This is a genomic window from Limnoraphis robusta CS-951 (genome assembly GCF_000972705.2).
Genome location: NZ_LATL02000181.1, coordinates 21,656 through 39,110, shown reverse-complemented (window position 1 = coordinate 39,110; position 17,455 = coordinate 21,656). Strand labels below are relative to the sequence as shown.

The 17,455-nt window shown below is 42.4% G+C and carries 13 protein-coding genes and 1 pseudogene; 5 read left to right on the top strand and 9 right to left on the bottom strand.

Annotated features, from left to right (window positions below; translation table 11 throughout):
• Positions 1–162 precede the first annotated feature (162 nt).
• From WN50_RS15660 to WN50_RS15645, 4 genes are all read left to right on the top strand, one after another.
• The gene (locus WN50_RS15660; RefSeq protein ID WP_046277232.1) at positions 163–801 is read left to right on the top strand and encodes a bifunctional 4-hydroxy-2-oxoglutarate aldolase/2-dehydro-3-deoxy-phosphogluconate aldolase; all 639 of its coding nucleotides are present in this window, start codon (positions 163–165) and stop codon (positions 799–801) included.
• A 71-nt stretch (positions 802–872) separates the two neighbouring features.
• On the top strand, positions 873–1,385 hold the full coding sequence (locus WN50_RS15655; RefSeq protein ID WP_046277231.1) for a L,D-transpeptidase: 513 nt from the start codon (positions 873–875) through the stop codon (positions 1,383–1,385).
• Positions 1,378–2,112, top strand: coding sequence for a metallophosphoesterase family protein (locus WN50_RS15650; protein WP_046277230.1), 735 nt, complete (start codon positions 1,378–1,380; stop codon positions 2,110–2,112). Before WN50_RS15655 ends, WN50_RS15650 begins: the two co-directional genes overlap by 8 nt.
• A 101-nt stretch (positions 2,113–2,213) precedes the next feature.
• Positions 2,214–2,918 carry a metallophosphoesterase family protein gene (locus WN50_RS15645; protein ID WP_046277229.1) on the top strand — a complete coding sequence of 235 codons (705 nt, stop codon included), beginning with the start codon at positions 2,214–2,216 and terminating at the stop codon, positions 2,916–2,918.
• A 275-nt stretch (positions 2,919–3,193) separates the two neighbouring features.
• Here the strand turns inward: WN50_RS15645 and WN50_RS15635 are convergent, their stop codons facing one another.
• From WN50_RS15635 to WN50_RS15600, 9 genes and pseudogenes are all read right to left on the bottom strand, one after another.
• Positions 3,194–4,915, bottom strand: coding sequence for a peptide ABC transporter substrate-binding protein (locus WN50_RS15635; protein WP_046277227.1), 1,722 nt, complete (start codon positions 4,913–4,915; stop codon positions 3,194–3,196).
• A 423-nt stretch (positions 4,916–5,338) separates the two neighbouring features.
• A complete protein-coding gene (locus tag WN50_RS15630; protein ID WP_049559742.1) occupies positions 5,339–6,889 on the bottom strand; it encodes a calcium-binding protein in 1,551 nt (516 codons plus the stop codon).
• A 294-nt stretch (positions 6,890–7,183) separates the two neighbouring features.
• Positions 7,184–8,863 (bottom strand): alpha/beta hydrolase, encoded by a 1,680-nt coding sequence (locus tag WN50_RS15625; RefSeq protein WP_063847400.1) that lies wholly within the window; start codon positions 8,861–8,863, stop codon positions 7,184–7,186.
• 172 nt (positions 8,864–9,035) lie between these two features.
• Positions 9,036–10,937, bottom strand: a complete 1,902-nt coding sequence (locus WN50_RS15620) for an alpha-amylase family glycosyl hydrolase (RefSeq protein ID WP_235440981.1) — start codon at positions 10,935–10,937, stop codon at positions 9,036–9,038.
• Positions 10,938–11,043: 106 nt separating this feature from the next.
• Positions 11,044–11,190: pseudogene (locus tag WN50_RS32310) on the bottom strand (ion channel); the annotation flags it as partial.
• A 390-nt stretch (positions 11,191–11,580) separates the two neighbouring features.
• The gene (locus WN50_RS15615) at positions 11,581–11,844 is read right to left on the bottom strand and encodes a histidine kinase dimerization/phospho-acceptor domain-containing protein (protein WP_046277226.1); all 264 of its coding nucleotides are present in this window, start codon (positions 11,842–11,844) and stop codon (positions 11,581–11,583) included.
• A gap of 121 nt (positions 11,845–11,965) precedes the next feature.
• Positions 11,966–13,033 carry an ABC transporter permease gene (locus WN50_RS15610; RefSeq protein WP_046277225.1) on the bottom strand — a complete coding sequence of 356 codons (1,068 nt, stop codon included), beginning with the start codon at positions 13,031–13,033 and terminating at the stop codon, positions 11,966–11,968.
• 48 nt (positions 13,034–13,081) lie between these two features.
• Complete coding sequence (locus WN50_RS15605) at positions 13,082–14,188, bottom strand: AI-2E family transporter (protein ID WP_046277224.1); 1,107 nt, start codon at positions 14,186–14,188, stop codon at positions 13,082–13,084.
• Between the two features lie 53 nt (positions 14,189–14,241).
• Positions 14,242–15,096, bottom strand: a complete 855-nt coding sequence (locus tag WN50_RS15600; RefSeq protein ID WP_046277223.1) for an Npun_R2479 family HD domain-containing metalloprotein — start codon at positions 15,094–15,096, stop codon at positions 14,242–14,244.
• A 537-nt stretch (positions 15,097–15,633) separates the two neighbouring features.
• Here WN50_RS15600 and WN50_RS15595 point away from each other — a divergent pair.
• The gene (locus WN50_RS15595; RefSeq protein ID WP_046277222.1) at positions 15,634–17,424 is read left to right on the top strand and encodes an efflux RND transporter periplasmic adaptor subunit; all 1,791 of its coding nucleotides are present in this window, start codon (positions 15,634–15,636) and stop codon (positions 17,422–17,424) included.
• The last annotated feature ends 31 nt before the right edge of the window (positions 17,425–17,455 follow it).

The window sequence follows — 17,455 nt, the reverse complement described above, 5'->3', positions numbered from 1 at the left end:
TATGATTATAATTTTCAGAAAGAGAGTTAATATTCTTTCGATTTAAGTCAGTTACAATCTGTTAAAAATCTGGAAAGTCGGCAATCTTGAACTCTGTTCAGAATGTCGGCTTTCTTGCTTGGTGTTATATAATAAAATGTTTGACCTATTAATCTGGATAAAATGAAGCCTGAAACCTGGCGAGAGTTATTAGCCCAATATCGTGCGATCGCTGTTATTCGTTCTCCAAATCTTGAACTAGGAAAACAAATGGCAACTGCTATTTATAATGGTGGAATTCGCCTCATAGAAATTACTTGGAATAGCGATCGCCCGACTGAATTAATCTCTAAACTGTGTTCAGAATTACCAAATTGTACGATTGGAGCAGGTACATTATTAACAAGAGAAGACGTGCATCAAGCGGTTGATTCGGGTGCTGAGTTTCTCTTTACGCCTCATACCAATCCGGGGTTAATCGAAGCGGCGAGAAAGCTAGATATTCCCATGATTCCGGGTGCATTTTCTCCGACGGAAATCGTTACGGCGTGGCAAGCGGGGGCAAGTTGTGTAAAAGTATTTCCCATCTCAACACTCGGCGGAGTGGCTTATGTGAAAAGCTTACAGGGGCCACTCGGAGAAATTCCGTTGATTCCAACCGGAGGAGTTACGCTCAAGAATGCTGAAGCGTTTATTTCAGCAGGGGCAATTGCAGTCGGACTTTCAAGTGAATTATTTCCACCCGCTTTATTATCGGAACAAAACTGGCAGGCGATCGCCAAGCAAGCTGAAATCCTCACCCAACAGTTAGCAAAAATTTAGGTTGAATTCAATCAAGATCGACTAAAATATTTTAAGCTTAAATCAGATGATTAGCAAATGTGGAGGAGATTATGCAAAAGATTATGAATTGGAAAAAATGGCATCACTTAGGAACCCTAATCGCGAGTGTTGCTTTAAGTGTAAGCGTGATTTATCCGGAGTCAACGCCAGTTTTTGCTGATGAGTATCACAATGCGATCGCCTATCGGATGCTAGAATTACAAGACTCTACAGAACGCTGGATTCAGATTGATTTAACCCGACAACGGTTGGTGGCTTGGGAAGGGAATAAACCTGTTTATGCGGTGATTGTGTCTACCGGAAAACGTTCAACGCCCACTCGTACAGGTACGTTTAAAGTTTATACTAAGTACCGGGAAACCCGGATGACAGGCCCCGATTATGATGTGCCTGACGTTCCCTATACAATGTACTATGATGGCGGTATGGCTATACATGGAGCGTACTGGCATAATCTGTTTGGGACTCCTGTCAGTCATGGCTGCACGAACGTAGCCGTTAATCATGCGAAGTGGCTGTTTGAGTGGGCTGAGGTTGGAACACCTGTTGTTGTGCATGAGTAGAATCCACAAGCCGAAACGAACGCTAGTGATTGGAGATATTCACGGTTGTTTGAGTGCGTTTGATACGCTTCTGGCGACTGTGAACCCTCAACAGTGCGATCAGATCGTAACGCTTGGGGACTACATTGATCGAGGGCCAAACTCAAAGGCAATTATTAATCGGTTAATTGAATTGCATCGTCGGGGACAACTGGTGGCGTTACGAGGAAACCATGAACTGATGATGTTGCGGGCGCGTGAGGGCGATCGCTACGAACTTTATCACTGGTTAACCGCAGGAGGAGAAAGCACGTTAGCCTCTTATTCTCAAACGGCTACAACCAAAGGACTCGCCAGTATCCCCGATGAACATTGGAATTTTTTAGAGAATATTTGTGTGAATTGGTGGGAAACAACATCCCACTTTTTTGTTCATGCGAATGTCTATCCGAATTTACCCCTCAACCAACAACCGGAACGAATGCTGTTTTGGCAAAAGTTTACAAATCCTCCTCCTCATTGTTCTGGAAAAACGATGGTTTGTGGTCATACTAGCCAAAAAAGCGGTCAACCGATTAGTATTGGTCATGCTATTTGTATTGATACTTGGGTCTATGGGCGGGGCTGGTTAACCTGTTTGGATGTAGTGAGTGGTAGAATTTGGCAAGCCAATCAAACCGGACAATTACAAATGGCTTGGATTGATGATTATTACCAGAAGTATAGTAAGCGATATTATCGGGCTTGATCCCCTCTCAAATTGTTAAATTTTCCGATTCAGATAACTGGAATACATCACAATTGTCAGAATTTGGATACAATTAACCCCATCATCAGAATTAATTTTTTATGCGAATTCTAGCTATTGGTGATATACACGGCTGTTCTAAAGCGTTTGATACGCTGATGCAGGCAGTTAAACTCCAACCGGATGATCGCATGATTACCCTGGGTGACTATGTAGATCGAGGGCCAGATTCTAAAGGGGTGATTGATCGTTTAATCGGATTAAATCACACCGGACAACTGGTGGCGCTGCGGGGAAACCATGAGATCATGATGCTGGATGCCTATTGTGATCGCCATCGTTTAGAAGGTTGGCTGGCTTGTGGGGGGCGGGAAACCCTGGCTTCCTACACTTCTTCCTCAAAAAAAAAAGGTCAATTAGATAATATTCCCGATGAACATTGGAATTTTGTCGCCAATATTTGTCAAGATTGGTGGGAAACAAAAGACCATTTTTTTGTACATGGCAATGTGAACCCTCATAAACCTTTATCTCAACAATCGAGTCACGATTTATTCTGGACAAGATTTTATCATGCTCAACCCCATTATTCAGGTAAAACCATGATTTGTGGTCATACCAGTCAAAAAAGTGGTCAACCGATTAGTTTGGGGTATGCAATTTGTATTGATACTTGGGTTTATGGAAAGGGTTGGCTGACTTGTTTGGATGTCAATAGTGGTGAAATTTGGCAAGCCAATCAAAAAGGACAACTCCGAACGGCTTTGATTGAAGAATTTAGCACTTATTGTGCGATTTCTTCTTAAGTTATCCCTGGCAATATGAATTCTATAGCACTAAGCATTATGGTTAGGACATTGGTAAAAGCGAAAAGTTGAGGCAGTGCGGTCTTGGGGTCCCCCCAAGTAGAGCAACTGCCGTGGCGGTGTCGGTTTCCGTCCCGCCAAACTTTTTAAGAAGCTGAAAATCTTTTCTAGTCTTACTTTTGCCTTTCTTACAAACTTTGCTCTCGCCGGAAACCGCCGAGTCGCAAGTTTGCGCTTTTGCCTCTTGCCTATTGCCTGCGCGTAGCGCTATACCTTTAATCGGATGAACGTTGCCAATTTTTAATATCCCAAGTATTCGCATCCCAAGGTGAGGGTTCAACGCCAATTAAACGGTTACTCACGCCTTGAGTATTTGCTCGATCAACAATGGGAAGAAGGGCGACATCTGTCGATAATAATTCATCCATTTTTTGAAAGAGTTCGGCTCGTTTTTGGGGGTTAAGTTCGGTTGTTGCTTGCTGCCAGAGTTTATCATATTCGGGGTTACAATAACGAGCATAATTTGATTTTTGCCAGTTATTCGCTTTTTGGGTAATTTCTTCACAAGTCCACCATTTCATATGGGCTTGGGGATCGGGGCTATCATTGCCCGTATTCAACATTTGTAAATCAGCATAAAAATGATTTAACGTATCAGTATTTGCCGGATCTCCTGAAAAGAACACACTGGCATCAATACTTTTGAGTTCAACTTTCACTCCAATTGATTCTAACCCTTGTTTGACAATTTCTTGGGTTTTTTGTCGAACTGGGTTAACAGAAGTTTGAAACACAACCTGCATTTCTACGCCATTTTTATCGCGAATTCCGTTACCGTTGCTATCTTTCCAACCTGCTTCATCTAACAAGGCTGCGGCTTTTTCTAAGTTAAACTCATAGCTAATTTTATCAGATTTATAGCGTTGAGGTGCGACCAAAATTTGAGCCGTTGGCCGACCTGTTGGGCCGTAGAGTTGATTAGAAATAGTATCGCGATCAATCGCTAAATTAAACGCCTGACGGACTTTTTTATCGGTAAAAAAGGGATGGGGAAACTGAATACTCGAACGTTCTCCCTCGGCTGTGGCTTGATTGGGATTCGTAAAATTGAGCATAATTCGTTCAACATACGGCCCAAAATTTGCCACAACTTTTCCTTTTCCGGCTGCTTCTAACTGTTTTAAAATATTCCCTTCCACTTGCAAATTATAAGCATAATCTGCATCGCCTGTTTGTAAGACAGCCCTCGCCGCAGACACCGCATCACCCCCGCCTTTGAGTTCAACTCGTTTAAAATAAGGCTTTCCTGTATCCCAATAATTAGGGTTCGGTTCATAAATAATAATATCTCCCGCTTTGAATTCAACCACTTGATAGGGTCCGGTTCCAATCGGTTTTTGATTAGCGGGGGCTTCTCGAATATTGGCGCCGTTATATTCAGCAAAAATATGTTTTGGTAAAATCATGCCATTTTGACCTGTAAACGGCACTGCCCAACCGGGATTAACATCTTTAAAGGTAATTTTTACGGTATAATTATCAACAGCTTCTACTTTTTCAATCGTGGAATAATACTCAATACTCGCCGAAGCAACATCGGGGTTGGTAATAAATTGATAGGTGAAAACAACATCTTCTGCGGTTAGCGGTTCACCATCAGCCCATTTGACATTTTGTTTGAGTTTCCACGTCACAGACTTTCCATCTTTAGCAATACCGCCATTTTCAACAGTGGGAATTTCTGCGGCTAAAAAGGGAATGAGTTGATCATTTTTGTCGTAACTGGCTAAAGGTTCGTAGACGATACGGGCGGCGTCAAAGTCTTTGAACCCAGTGGCGAGGTGGGGGTTGAGAATAGTTGGGGCTTGCCAATATAACAGTCGCAACCTGTCTGTATCGCCTGGGGTTCCTTGGTTTTGCGTCGTTTGCGGGGTGCAGGCGACTGTCATAGTCAGGGCGAGGGATAACAACGAGACGGGGAAAAACAGACGACTCATGGCAGTATTCTTTGAATAGGCGGGTATCTTTATACTTATAATCGCGATCGCTTCTGTTGGCTAGACAAGTACCAGGATTTCGGATATTCTAAAATTGGATCTTTCCAAGATGAAATTCCCCGCAAGCGGACTGAAACGAATAAAGAATACAAGGAGTTCAGCAGTTCAGAATTTCCCCACAATTAACCCATCCGTTACAATATCTGTTTCCAAAAGTATTAACCTCAAAAACCCCGCAACAGAAACCCGGTTTCTGCTAGAAACCGGGTTTCTACCCAATTGTGTACCTCACAGAACTGAAAACTGCTATATCTGTTTCCAAAAGTATTAACCTCAAAAACCCCGCAATAAACCCATCTGTTTCCATAAAAGTAGAATGAGCAATGCCCATCCTACCTCAAAAATTGATTCAAAAATCGTTAATTACGAGAAGAATTGGATATCATTTTCATCTAAACTGCTAACATTTTCGATGAGAAGTGTACCGCCATTAAAATTCTCGATGACGTCGTTGTTAATTTGATATTCCACAACTCCCAAAACATTCCCTTCTGCGTCTAGGACTTCACCAGCCGCAGGGAAATTAATTAACAGACTACCACCGATTTCTTGAACAAAGGGAAAATCTAATTCGGTGAGGATATCATCAGAACCTTGTTCGAGTCCGTTTGGATCGAAATCTAAAATCTCAAAGTTCTTGAGAATCGAATCACCCTCTGGAGGATTTTCTAACGTTAAAAAGATATCAAAACCCAAGTCAATTTTATCCAGACCGACCTCAAAACCCGTGAGAATATCATTACCAAAACCGCTAAGTTCCTCTCCCGTCACTCGGAAGATATCCTGTTGGTTGTCTGCATCTGCGATCGGATTATTTTGATCATCAGCTAACAAACTACCGCCACCGATAAGCTGATCATCGCCACGACCCCCAATTAAGGTATCCTCTCCTGAACCCCCAATAACGGTATCATCCCCATCTCCACCTGCAACGGAATCATCACCGCTAGACCCTTCAACAATGTCGTTGTCATCACCACCATCGAGAGTGTCGTTACCGCTATCGCCAAACAGGGTATCTTGATCATCATTTCCAAACAGGACATCATCCCCTGCATCGCCGTCTAAAGCATCATTTCCGGCATCACCAGACAACGAGTCGTTATCGCCACCACCGCGTATGGTATCATCTCCGAAGCCACCAAAAAGCAGATCATCGCCATCACCCCCATTGAGGAAATCCTCGCCGTCATCGCCTCTGAGGGTATCGCTACCGTTATTAATTCCCCCGTCTAGGATGTCGTTGTCTCCGCCACCTGAGAGACTGTCATTACCGGAACCTCCGTCGAGGACATCTGCACCAAAATTTCCGACTAGGGTATCATTTCCAGAGACACCACTGATGTTATCCTCATCTTGACCTCCGTCGATGAAGTCGTCACCCCCATCGCCACTGAGATTATCATCCCCACTATCCCCGAAAATGCGATCGTTTGCGCTACCCCCTCGAACGAAGTCGTTTCCCGTACCGCCATGTATTGTATCAGCGCCTTGTTCACCGAGTAAGGTATCCGCGCCTGAACCTCCCACAATTGAGTCGTTGTAGGTGTTCAAAAACAAAACATCTGGAAGCAAGAAGACTTCGCTAAATTCGACAGTTTCACTGAGGAGTGAGGCTTGCAGTTCGTTTGTTAGGAAGTCATTGGATGTGGGTGTAAAATTTAACGTCCTCGACTCCGCCACAACTCTTTGTCCGATGGGTAAATCGGGAATGAGGGGATTACCTGTGCGATCGCCGTAAACGTAGTCATTTCCTCCCCCACCTAAGAGAGTATCTGATCCCTCACCGCCAAATATGCGATCATTACCATTAAGTCCCGAGAGGCGATCATTTCCTCCTAGTCCTCGAATGGTATCGGCGTTATTCGTACCGGAAATATTGTTATTGTTGTTGTCGCCTGATAAATTTGCCATGATTAATTGTCCAACCTTGAGTTTGGTTTCTGTGTGGATATCAAAGCATTTGCTTGAAAACCCTTTGGGGATGGAATGGCTCTAAAATAATGACTGAAACTGTTGAGTTTCAATTCTTCAATGACTAGACTTGAAGGCTTCTGTGTAACTCATATCTTTTAGCTTAGGGATATCACTATCAATTGACAAGTCGCATTTTTGAGGGTCACTCATTTGAGCGACAGGCCATCACTCAACTCTGTGTGACGATATAGCGCGAAGCGGGAATAACTCATCTGGCACCAACTTTAACGATTAACGTTTCGCCGCTTGTCTGACTTGTTCCTGACTCAAACCTTCTATTAAACTGAGGTTGAAGGGTTGAGCTTCAATTGTATTGACATAAGTTTGGGAAAGATAAGGTAAATATTCCGGTTGATTCTGAAGATAGCTTTCAAAAAATGCCAAACTGAAAGCTTTTAAATAAGGGTAGGCAAGATTCGGATCAGGGCCGATTAATTGAGAAGGAACCGCTAACCGTCCTCCGCTTTCTTTCAAGAAGGAAAAATGTGTTCCCGGAGCGATTAAAATCAGATGTTTTCTAGAGGTTTTTAACCAAGTAAAGGGTTTAATCTGCTCAGGAACAGCCGGAGTGACATAATCTTTAGTTCCGCCAATGATCATCGTCGGAACCTGAATATTACTCATCCCTTCCTCCCCAAAAATCAAACTGGTGAGCGGATTAATCGCAATTACGGCTTGAATTCGTTGATCTTGAAAATTGTTTTGCTGTGATGCGACTTCTAGAGAACGACACTGAAGTAATGTTGAAAGATTTAAAGTAATTCGTCGATCTTGAGACTTCTGACAATCTTCTGTTAATTTGTCAGGATTTAGCTTTGCTCCCGCCACCGCTAAAGCCGTATAACCGCCAAAAGATTGACCCATAACCCCAACATTGTTAAAATCGATCCGACTTTTCCAGAACGGATAAGATTGATATTTCTGTTGTAATTCATCGAGTAAATAAGTAATATCTAAAGGCCGATTTGCAAATTCAGAAGGGTTTGGCGGGCGTTCAAATCCATCAAAAAATCGAGCAAACTTCTTAGCGCTGGTATCAAGATGTTCAGGAATTGCTACAGCAAAGCCATGAGAAGCTAAATGTTGAGCAATATAACTAAACGTTTGCGGATCAGAACCTAAACCATGAGAGATGACAATTAAAGGAACGGGCTTTTTAACTTGAGGTAAATAAACTCGTAACGGAGAAGGACGATCCCGATTAGGATTGCGAAACGTCAATTCTTCTTCTGTCCAGCGAATCGATCCAGGCTTTCTAATATCTGGTAAATTAACTGGATAATTGTCATTAATTTTCGCCTGTTGTGCCTGATCTTCTACGGATTGAATGATTAAATCATCTTCAACCAAAATTTGTAGAAGATCCTCCAACAATTCTAGACTAAATTCTAAATCAACTCGAATACTTTCTCCCGGAAATTCTCGCAACAGACCGAGAATCGTTAAACCTTCAGGATGAGCCGAGGCTTGACCAATAGCTATTCTTAATGCTGCATAACCGTTTTCATTCTTATCTGTTTTCAGCACTTTTCCCACCCGAGTCAAAATCACGTTTCCGGTCGGTGTATCGAGCAATTGTCCGACACTCCAGGGACTTGCTTCTAGGGGAGTTTGTAAAATTGTTCTCAGCCTTTTTCCATCTTTTAATTTGAGTAATGTTCCATACAACGCAAGTACAGGAGTAACTTCTCCTTTCTTAGCAAAACGTTCGATTTCATTAATTGAAACGTAGGATTCAGCCGGCCCATAAGAAATGGTAATTTGTTCGGCACTCTGAGCGGGAATCACTGTCAATATTCCAGAAATTATCCCCAGACTCGCAGCAACTAAACGAGAATTAAGGCGCAATAATTCCGGTAGCCTTTCCAAAAACGAGAAACGCTTGTCCCGTTGGGGTATCAAGGTAAACATTGTGGCATTTTTCCAAAGAAAGGGACTGAAAGATCACAAAGAGAGAAATTCAATCAGCTTTTAAGCTTAAAAAGATTTTTCTTTGGTCTAGAGTGATTTGCCGGAAATTTTGCATTTTTCACCTGCAATCTTTCCTTGAATCTTTCTGTTTATCAGTCCCTTTACCCTAGCCTTAAGACTCGATGCTCTTTTCGAGTTCTACAAACGGAATCAACCAATTGATATCATAGGGTTGCAGAGTAATCACCAATTTCTCATCCGTTATCGTCCAACCCCGTTGACTGACGAGATCATACCATTGGGTTTCTGCGACTTCCAGTTCAGATAACGGGATTTCTAACTGACAAATCTTATTCGCCACATTGGTTAAAGTCAGGATGTGCTGATCCTGTTTGGGAGAAATTCGTAACACAGCAAAAACTTCGGGAGCGACGAACAAAATCTTCTGTTCTCCACTGGGATGAAAAGCGGTATGACGCACCCGAATATCGAGTAAGTGTCCTAACTTTTCTAAGATGAGAGAAAGCTTAGATTGGCGATCGTGTAAATCTTCAATTAAGCTGTTAACTTCAATGACTCGACGGTTAATATCTCGCTTGGATTTCGTTCGCAAAACGGCATCAATATCATTGCGAGTGCCAATTAAACCGTGAAAATAAATCCCCGGTACACCCCGTAATACGAGAGCAATACTACGAGAAGCGATAAACCGTTTGACTTGAAACGGAATATCTTCTCCGTTATTATCTAAGTTCAGAGCGCTAAACCAAGTGGTATTAATTTCATAGGGTTCTTCGCCCTGTTCTCCGGTTTTGTAGGAAACAAACGCCCCGTGTTCTCTGGCTTTTTGGATAATAAAATCTACTTCTTCTTTGGGTAAAAGACTCTTGACTCCCATCAATCCCACGCCATCGTGGGTATCCAGCATATTCAGGAAAGTTGTCATTTTTGACAAGTATTTGAGTTCTTTTGCCCAATTAGATAGAGCGGTTGTATCTTCTCGATAAAAGGTGTAAAGCACTAAGGGCGGTAAGGCAAAGTTATAAACCATTTGTGCTTCATCATAACCATTGCCAAAATAGGAGACATTTTGTTCGTGAGGCACGTTTGTTTCGGTAATTAAAGCAACAGTTGGATCGACCGCTTTAACAATATCACGAAACAGTTTAATTACTTGGTGAGTTTGTTCTAAATTCGCACAAGGCGTTCCCGGTTCTTCCCAAAGATAAGTCACCGCATCTAAGCGAACTAAATTGGCTCCGCGTCGGATATAAAGCAATAGCGTTTCGATTACGCCTAAGAGAACTTTAGGATTTTTATAATTGAGGTCAATTTGATCGGGTGAAAAGGTTGTCCAAACCCAAATCGGGCCGTTAATTGATTGAAATTGGGTTAAAATATCGGAGGTGCGAGGACGAACAATCATCCGCCGTTCTTCAGGTGTGAGTTCATCGGGGGAATGATAAGTGGTAAAATAATCTTTATAGTCGGGGTTGCCATTCAGCATCCTTTGAAATAAAGGACTTTTGGAGGAAACATGGTTAAAAACCCCATCAAACATCAGTTGATAATAGTTTCCCATTTCCTCAATATCTTTCCATGATCCTAAATTGGGATCGACAGTATCAAAATCAATCACAGAAAAACCGCGATCAGAAGAATAGGGAAAGAAGGGTAAAATATGCAGGGTGTTGATACTTAAACCCAGATAATGATTTAAAAAATGTGCTAAAGTTGATAGAGGTGATTGTCCGTCTCCTTTTAATAAATCGCCGTAGGTAATTAAGATTAAATCCCATTCGGTAAAGCGATTATTGGGGTCAAAGTCTTTTTCGGTTTCTATGAGTTCGGTGGGTTTGTGTGCATAATGAACTTTCAGAATTCTTTCCAATTCAGGCATATATAATTTTGCCTGTTCTTCGCCGTAAAGAAAGCAAAACCGCTCAAACATTTGTTGATGCAATTCGGGCGAAATTTCTAAAGGGGGTCTGGTGTAGTCCGGTGTGTCATTGTAGGGAATTCTGACTCTCCGCATGGATTTTTGAAGCTGTTGACTGATGTGATCCATAACCATTGTTTGAATTGTTGAACTTGTTCTTGAAGATTATAGCGGTTTATTGGCGGATCAGCATCGAGAGAATAAATTAAAGAAATACAGTAATTTTATTTGTTCAAATCATTTATTCGGCTGTGTATAAACCGACTAATCGAGCAAGAACAATGGCTGAATACATTTGTCCGATAATCGCTTCTAAGTTAGAAAACATCATTACTTTATAGTTTTTAGGCACAATATCGCCATACCCTAATGTTGTCAACGTTGTAAAACTATAGTAGACGAATAGATTCTAGCTATTGTTGGGTTGTGAATGAATTGCTCCTGAAAAAGAATCGTTATCTAATACAAAGAAAAGATCATAAAAGAATGCCCATAAAATCCCAATTAAAAGATAGATACAAATTCCCCCTTGAATCGTATCGCTCCCTACTTTTTGGATTGAGATGATAATTGACCCCGATGTACTGTTTTATGAAAACGGAGAACTAATCAATATAAAAATCAGAAGAAGTAGCAGTCGAGTATATTTTGTTTGAGATAACTTTTTTGTGGATAAAGAGGGAAAGAGTCTCATGTCTCCAGAGATGAAAAGCCGCTTTCGACTTGCGAGATCAACTAAACTTCTCAGTAAATTTACCGAATAGAATTGACGGCTCCCTCATGATACAGAGTCTTGTAGGTTTTGAGCGTAATCTTTTAACTTGTTAGCAAATTCATCACTGTTGAGGAGTTGAGTCAGTTCACTCGCCGCTTTTTGGACACGCTGAATATACTCCAACTTTTTCTCCTCAGACCAAGAATTATTGTACCGACTCAATAATTCTGCGGAAATGAGAATAGTCGTTAAAGGGGTACGCAGTTCGTGGTTGACGACTGTGATCAAAGATTGATGGCGATCTGGGCTGAGTTGGGAGATATTCATAATTAAGCCAATCTTTTTTGATTAAGTCCTGTATTGGCTCTATCATAAACCGAATTTCTCTTGACTTCATCCGAGGAAATACCGAATTTCCCAGGTAACTTTTAGTGCGATCGCATGATCGCTAACGTTGCAAACTCCGAGGATCGAGAGCATCTCGCAGTCCATCTCCCAGTAAATTAAAGGCCAGTACCGTTAGAATAATTAACACCGCAGGGGGCAAAATCAACCAGGGTTGCAGCACTAAAATCGAAGCATTTGTCGCCGATGAAAGTAAATTTCCCCAGGAGGGATCAGGTTCTTGAATGCCTAATCCAATCAAACTTAAAACAGACTCAGAGACAATAAATCCAGGAATCGCCAGTGTTGCAGAGATGATCACATAAGTCGCCGTTTGCGGTAAAACATGACGCCAAATAATATAGAGGGGATTTGCACCCATCGCTTGAGTGGCTTGTACAAATTGTTGCTCTTTAATCGACAAAACTTGTCCACGAATCACCCGTGCTAAACCCGCCCAACTAATAAAGGAAATAATCACAACTATTAATAAATAGCGTTGAGCGCTACTCAGTTCGGGGGGTAATATAGCAGCCAAAGCGACTAACAAATAAATGCCGGGTATTGTCATCAACACTTCGACAACGCGCATGATAAACGTATCCAGAAAACCGCCAAAGTAACCCGAAATCCCGCCAAAAATCATCCCAATAGGAAAATAAATGGCAATCCCGACAAACCCAATACTGAGACTAATTTGACTGCCAAAAATCAAACGACTAAACTGATCACGGGCTTGTTCATCCGTGCCTAAAAGATGAATTTTGCACTCTCCAATCGCTCCGAATAAATGTCGATTTCCGGGAATGATTCCCAAAAGTTTATAGGGTGTTCCCTGAACAAATAACCCCACCGGACAAGGATTATCTCGATCAACAACTAACAGACGTTTTCCAGTTTCAATATCCACTGGCCCTTGAGTGGTTGGATAAACGTGCGGCCCGATAAATTTTCCCTGTTGATTCTGCCAATAAATGCTGGTCGGTGGTAGTAATGCCCCATCAATTTTAGTGGCGTAGGGACTATAAGGAGCGACAAAATCGGCTAGAATTGCACAAAGATAAAAGACAATTAAGATGATCGCTCCGAGTCGAGCTAAGGGATTTTTTTTCAGTCTATGCCACCATTTCATTTGTGTTTTTCGTTCTAGTTTTAGCGTTAATTTGATAAGAATTACTCGTTAGTTATTCGTCGTGACGGGGGATTTTTCCTCCTCTATTGCTTCTAAAGGATTGGCAAAAAATGAACCCGTTTGGGGAGGAGAACCCGGATCGAGAATCACTTCCACAATAGTTTTCACTACACCTGTTAAGGGAATTGCCAGAATAACACCCAATAATCCGCCAATTCTACCTCCAAGTAGGAGAGACGAGAAAATAATCACTGGGCTAAGTCCGGTAATATTTCCCATAATTCGAGGGGTGACGAGATTATCTTTGATTTGCTGAAAGATGACAGCCACAGTGAGAACTTCTAAGGCTAACCTCCAATCAATAAAAGCCACAATAATGGTAACAGTTCCAATTCCTAATGTAGCCCCAACAAAAGGAATCACTTCCAGGATGCCAATAAACACGGCAAATAACAGAAAGAAGGGAACTTTGAGTATAAAAAAAGAGATCGTTAAAGACACAGCCATAAACAGCCCCAGGAGAAACTGACCGACTACAAATCCCTGAAGATTTCGAGCTAGAGACTCTGTAAAAATATAGCGAACTTTTGGCGATAAAAAACTGGTAATTCCATCCCATAACCGTTCGCCATCCAGCAGCATATAAAAAGCAATCACTAGAATCAAAATAAAATCAATAAACCAGTTAAAGGTACCCAGCACTAATCCTAAACTGGTCGTCGCGATCGCTTGTGCTTTTCCTTGAACATTCACCAGCAGTTTTTGTTGTAAAATTCCGACATCTATGGGTAAATTTCGTTCTAAACCCCAAGTTTGAAATTCCGCTAATTGTTGTTTTCCAGACTCGATTAAATCGGGTAATCGGGTAATCAGTTGTCGTCCTTGCGTAATCACGGGAGGAACGACTGTTAAAGCAATGACAATGACCACTAAAGCGGTGACTAGATAAACCAATGCTGCCGCTAAACCTCGAGGAATAATCCGTTGTAATTTAGCGACGGCATAATTAAGAATAAAGGCAATTAATCCGGCGGTCACTAAAATACTAATCAGTTCACCGATGTAGTCAAATGCACTAATCGTCAGTCCACCAGCAACTAAAACCAGCACCCATGTTATCAACAAGTTTTGAACAGGGGAAAACATTCTGTTCATAATTCTATAAGCTAATATGTGTAATCAGAGTATTCTAGAGATGCAGACCGTTTCTAAGCTTGAGCAACCTCCTCTGCAATATTATCATGCTCGACCACAAACACATTAGAATAGAGGTTAGCCACGATCTGCTTCCCCTGCTGTGTGAGTGTCAGATAATGTAAGGCATCTTTAATATAGGGGTAAACGCCGTTCCAGTAAAATTTGTGATAATTATTTCGTAAATCTCCTGGATTTTTATAGCCGACTTTTTCATTAAAGCGAGTTTCTTCAAATTCATAAAATAAAGCACCAATCTTGATCAGGTAGCGAGGATCGCTGAGTTGACCAATTAAATCGGCCGCTCGTACCAAACCCGGATAATTGATGGTATCCTGATGATCGGATTCTTTCGGGACTGGAAAGCGAGTCAGTTCGATATTACGCTTGATCACTTCTGCATCAATCAGCTTGTGGCCTCCAAAGCGTTCATCAATAAACAGTTTGGCTCGATCCACATGATAAGGCGTTAAACTGGCATCTGTACATCCATCTGGCAAATTAACCATATCGTCATGGCGTCCGGTGGCATACCATCCTTGTCGATCTTGACGGCAAACGCCTTTAACATAGCCAATATCGTGACACACCAGCGAAATCAAAAAATGCAGCCAGTCTTCACAGGAAACGCCCCCTTCCCGGATATGTCTACCGCGCAAGATTTCTTGACCCACAAGAGTCACGAGGATGGTATGTTCGACATCATGGTACAAAGCATCACTATTGGCAATATTTTCTAAAGCCATGCTTCCCGCCCAGCCCACAATGTCTTCATAGTCTGATTTAAAAGCGCCATAGGTACGACGGTAGCCCTCTCGAATTTGTCTAACGAAGGTATCAATTAATAATTCAGTCGCGTTGAAAAACATACGAGGTATTGACTTTTACAGTCGGTTATTTACGGGTTAGCCAGATTGAACAGCAAATCACAGCAAATCACAACAACTCAGCGAACAAGTACAGCCCTTAAATATTAACCTGCTCGCTCAGTGAACTGTGAATCATCAACTGTTTTGACACTCGTGATCTTGTAGGATCTCACATTCAGTTGCACTCGAAAGAGTCAGTCGCTTAGTCGCTGGAGTTGTAGATGCAACTGATCCGGAAATTTTTCTGAGTCTAGCGTATTTGATCGCGCAGGTCTTCACTCAAATTATGAACCATCTTCCGTGGCATCCCGAAAAAATCATCATTTCAACTTTGCTTTATATAAGTTAACCTTAAATTCATCTCTCTTGATTCCGCTAAAATCAACTAAGACCCTTGATAAATAAGAGTTTGAGTTTAATTTCTCGACCGTGATCCGTGATCATCTCAACACGCTACAATTAAGAATATTAAGAAAAATCCATAATGTTATACATATATCTACACAATTACAGAACTCTAAATTGGAGGAATCCTGAATGGCTTACAAGGAAATTATGTCTGAGTTAGAGGAACAAGATCCCCCTTCCCCGAGAGAATTATCCTCGGTTGTTGATCAGGAACTCCTGGAAATCGAACCCCTAGCCGATGAAACCGAACTCGAAGCGGAAGAAGAACCTTCAACCTCTGACCCCGGTTCAAGCCGATGGGGCGGCATGATATCCGGTTTAGGACTCGGTATTTTAGGGACTGTAGCGGTAATGCACTTCTATGTCAACCCCAAGACTCAAGCCCCTGAACCGACCAACAATCAAGCCGCAGTTGTTGAAGTTTCTGCCAGTGCAGCTTCTAGGCAAACCGTCACCGTCGCCCCTGTCGAATTAGCCACCGTTACCCGTCAGTTAGACGTAACCGGAAGCGTCGAAGCTTACGATCTTTTACCTGTGCTTCCCCAAGCCAGTGGGCTGCAAATTCAACAGGTTCTGGCTAAAGAAGGAGATCTCGTCGAAGCTGGGGAACTTTTAGCCGTTTTAGATGATTCGGTGTTGCGATCGCAAATTGATCAAGCCGTTGCGGGGTTAGCCAGGGCGCAAGCCAACCTCAGCAAGCTACAAACGGGTACCCGTCCCGAACAAATTGCCGCAGCCGAGGCCCGTTTAAATCGCGCTCAAGCCACTTTAGATGAGTTGCAAGCGGGGACTCGCTCAGAAGAAATTGCGGTCGCTCAAGCTAAATTAAATGAGGCTGAAGCCCGATTAGCCGATGCGCGATCGGGGAGTTTGGATGATGAAATTGCTCAAGCGGAGTCTCGACTAATAGCCAATAAAGCCGATCTTGAACTCGCCAGTGAACGAGTGCGTCGTTATCAAGCGTTAAAAGATCAAGGGGCGGTTTCTGAAGATAGTTTGGAGGAATATTTGCAAAACGAACGCCGACTCCGAGCCTTAGTCGATGAAGCCCAAAGACGCATTCAACAGCTTGAACAAAGTCGGCTCAGTCAAGTAGATCGACTTGAGGCTACAGTTGATATGGAACGTCAAGCCCTGCGACAGTTACAAAATGGCGCTCGTCCCGAAGAAATTGCCGCAGCCCAGGCGGAAGTTGCAGAAGTTCGCAGTAATTTGAATGAGTTAATCAATGGCACCCGCCCGGAAGAAATTGCGGTGGCGCAGGCGGAAGTTACGGAAGCCCAAGCCCAAGTTAAACAACTCGAAACTCAACTGCAACAAACCGAAGTTCGCGCCCCTGCAACGGGTGTGATTGCTCGCCGAGTCGCCCGCATTGGGGATGTGACGAATGGCACAAAAGAACTGTTTACTATTATCGCCGAAAATCAGTTAGAACTCCACGCAAAAGTTCCCGAAACTCTACTTTCTCAAGTCAAAATAGGATCGCCTGTTACCATCACTTCTGATGCGGATTCTAAGTTAAAAGTTCAGGGAATTGTGCGAGAAATTTCACCTTTAATTGACCCAGAAAGTCGCAAAGCAACCGTTAAAATTAATCTTCCTCCTCTCGGTGCAATTTCAGGTTCTTTCTTACGTCCGGGAATGTTTTTGCGGGCGGCGATCGCAACCAGCAGCACCCAAGGGTTAAAAATTCCGGCTAAAGCTGTTGTACCTCAAGCCGATGGGAGTTCAATCGTTTATCGGTTAACAGATAATCAAACCGTTCAAGCCACGCCGATACAAGTTGGTGAAATTCGGGGTAATTTAACTCAAGCTAGAGTAGAAATTAAAAGCGGTTTAAATCTCGGCGATCGCATCGTCGTTTCGGGTGCTGCTTATCTCAAAGATGGCGATTCTGTGAATGTCGTTTATCCCGAATAAAGTGTTTAAATTGATCTTACTCCAGATTTAA

Bases quoted from the DNA above. Each gene is read 5' to 3' on its own strand.
- WN50_RS15625 (WP_063847400.1), bottom strand. From the start codon at position 8,863: ATGTTTACCTTGATACCCCAACGGGACAAGCGTTTCTCGTTTTTGGAA.
- WN50_RS15605 (WP_046277224.1), bottom strand. From the start codon at position 14,188: ATGAACAGAATGTTTTCCCCTGTTCAAAACTTGTTGATAACATGGGTG.
- WN50_RS15660 (WP_046277232.1), top strand. From the start codon at position 163: ATGAAGCCTGAAACCTGGCGAGAGTTATTAGCCCAATATCGTGCGATC.
- WN50_RS15595 (WP_046277222.1), top strand. From the start codon at position 15,634: ATGGCTTACAAGGAAATTATGTCTGAGTTAGAGGAACAAGATCCCCCT.
- WN50_RS15610 (WP_046277225.1), bottom strand. From the start codon at position 13,033: ATGAAATGGTGGCATAGACTGAAAAAAAATCCCTTAGCTCGACTCGGA.
- WN50_RS15620 (WP_235440981.1), bottom strand. From the start codon at position 10,937: ATGGTTATGGATCACATCAGTCAACAGCTTCAAAAATCCATGCGGAGA.
- WN50_RS15615 (WP_046277226.1), bottom strand. From the start codon at position 11,844: ATGAATATCTCCCAACTCAGCCCAGATCGCCATCAATCTTTGATCACA.
- WN50_RS15635 (WP_046277227.1), bottom strand. From the start codon at position 4,915: ATGAGTCGTCTGTTTTTCCCCGTCTCGTTGTTATCCCTCGCCCTGACT.
- WN50_RS15630 (WP_049559742.1), bottom strand. From the start codon at position 6,889: ATGGCAAATTTATCAGGCGACAACAACAATAACAATATTTCCGGTACG.
- WN50_RS15600 (WP_046277223.1), bottom strand. From the start codon at position 15,096: ATGTTTTTCAACGCGACTGAATTATTAATTGATACCTTCGTTAGACAA.
- WN50_RS15645 (WP_046277229.1), top strand. From the start codon at position 2,214: ATGCGAATTCTAGCTATTGGTGATATACACGGCTGTTCTAAAGCGTTT.
- WN50_RS15650 (WP_046277230.1), top strand. From the start codon at position 1,378: ATGAGTAGAATCCACAAGCCGAAACGAACGCTAGTGATTGGAGATATT.
- WN50_RS15655 (WP_046277231.1), top strand. From the start codon at position 873: ATGCAAAAGATTATGAATTGGAAAAAATGGCATCACTTAGGAACCCTA.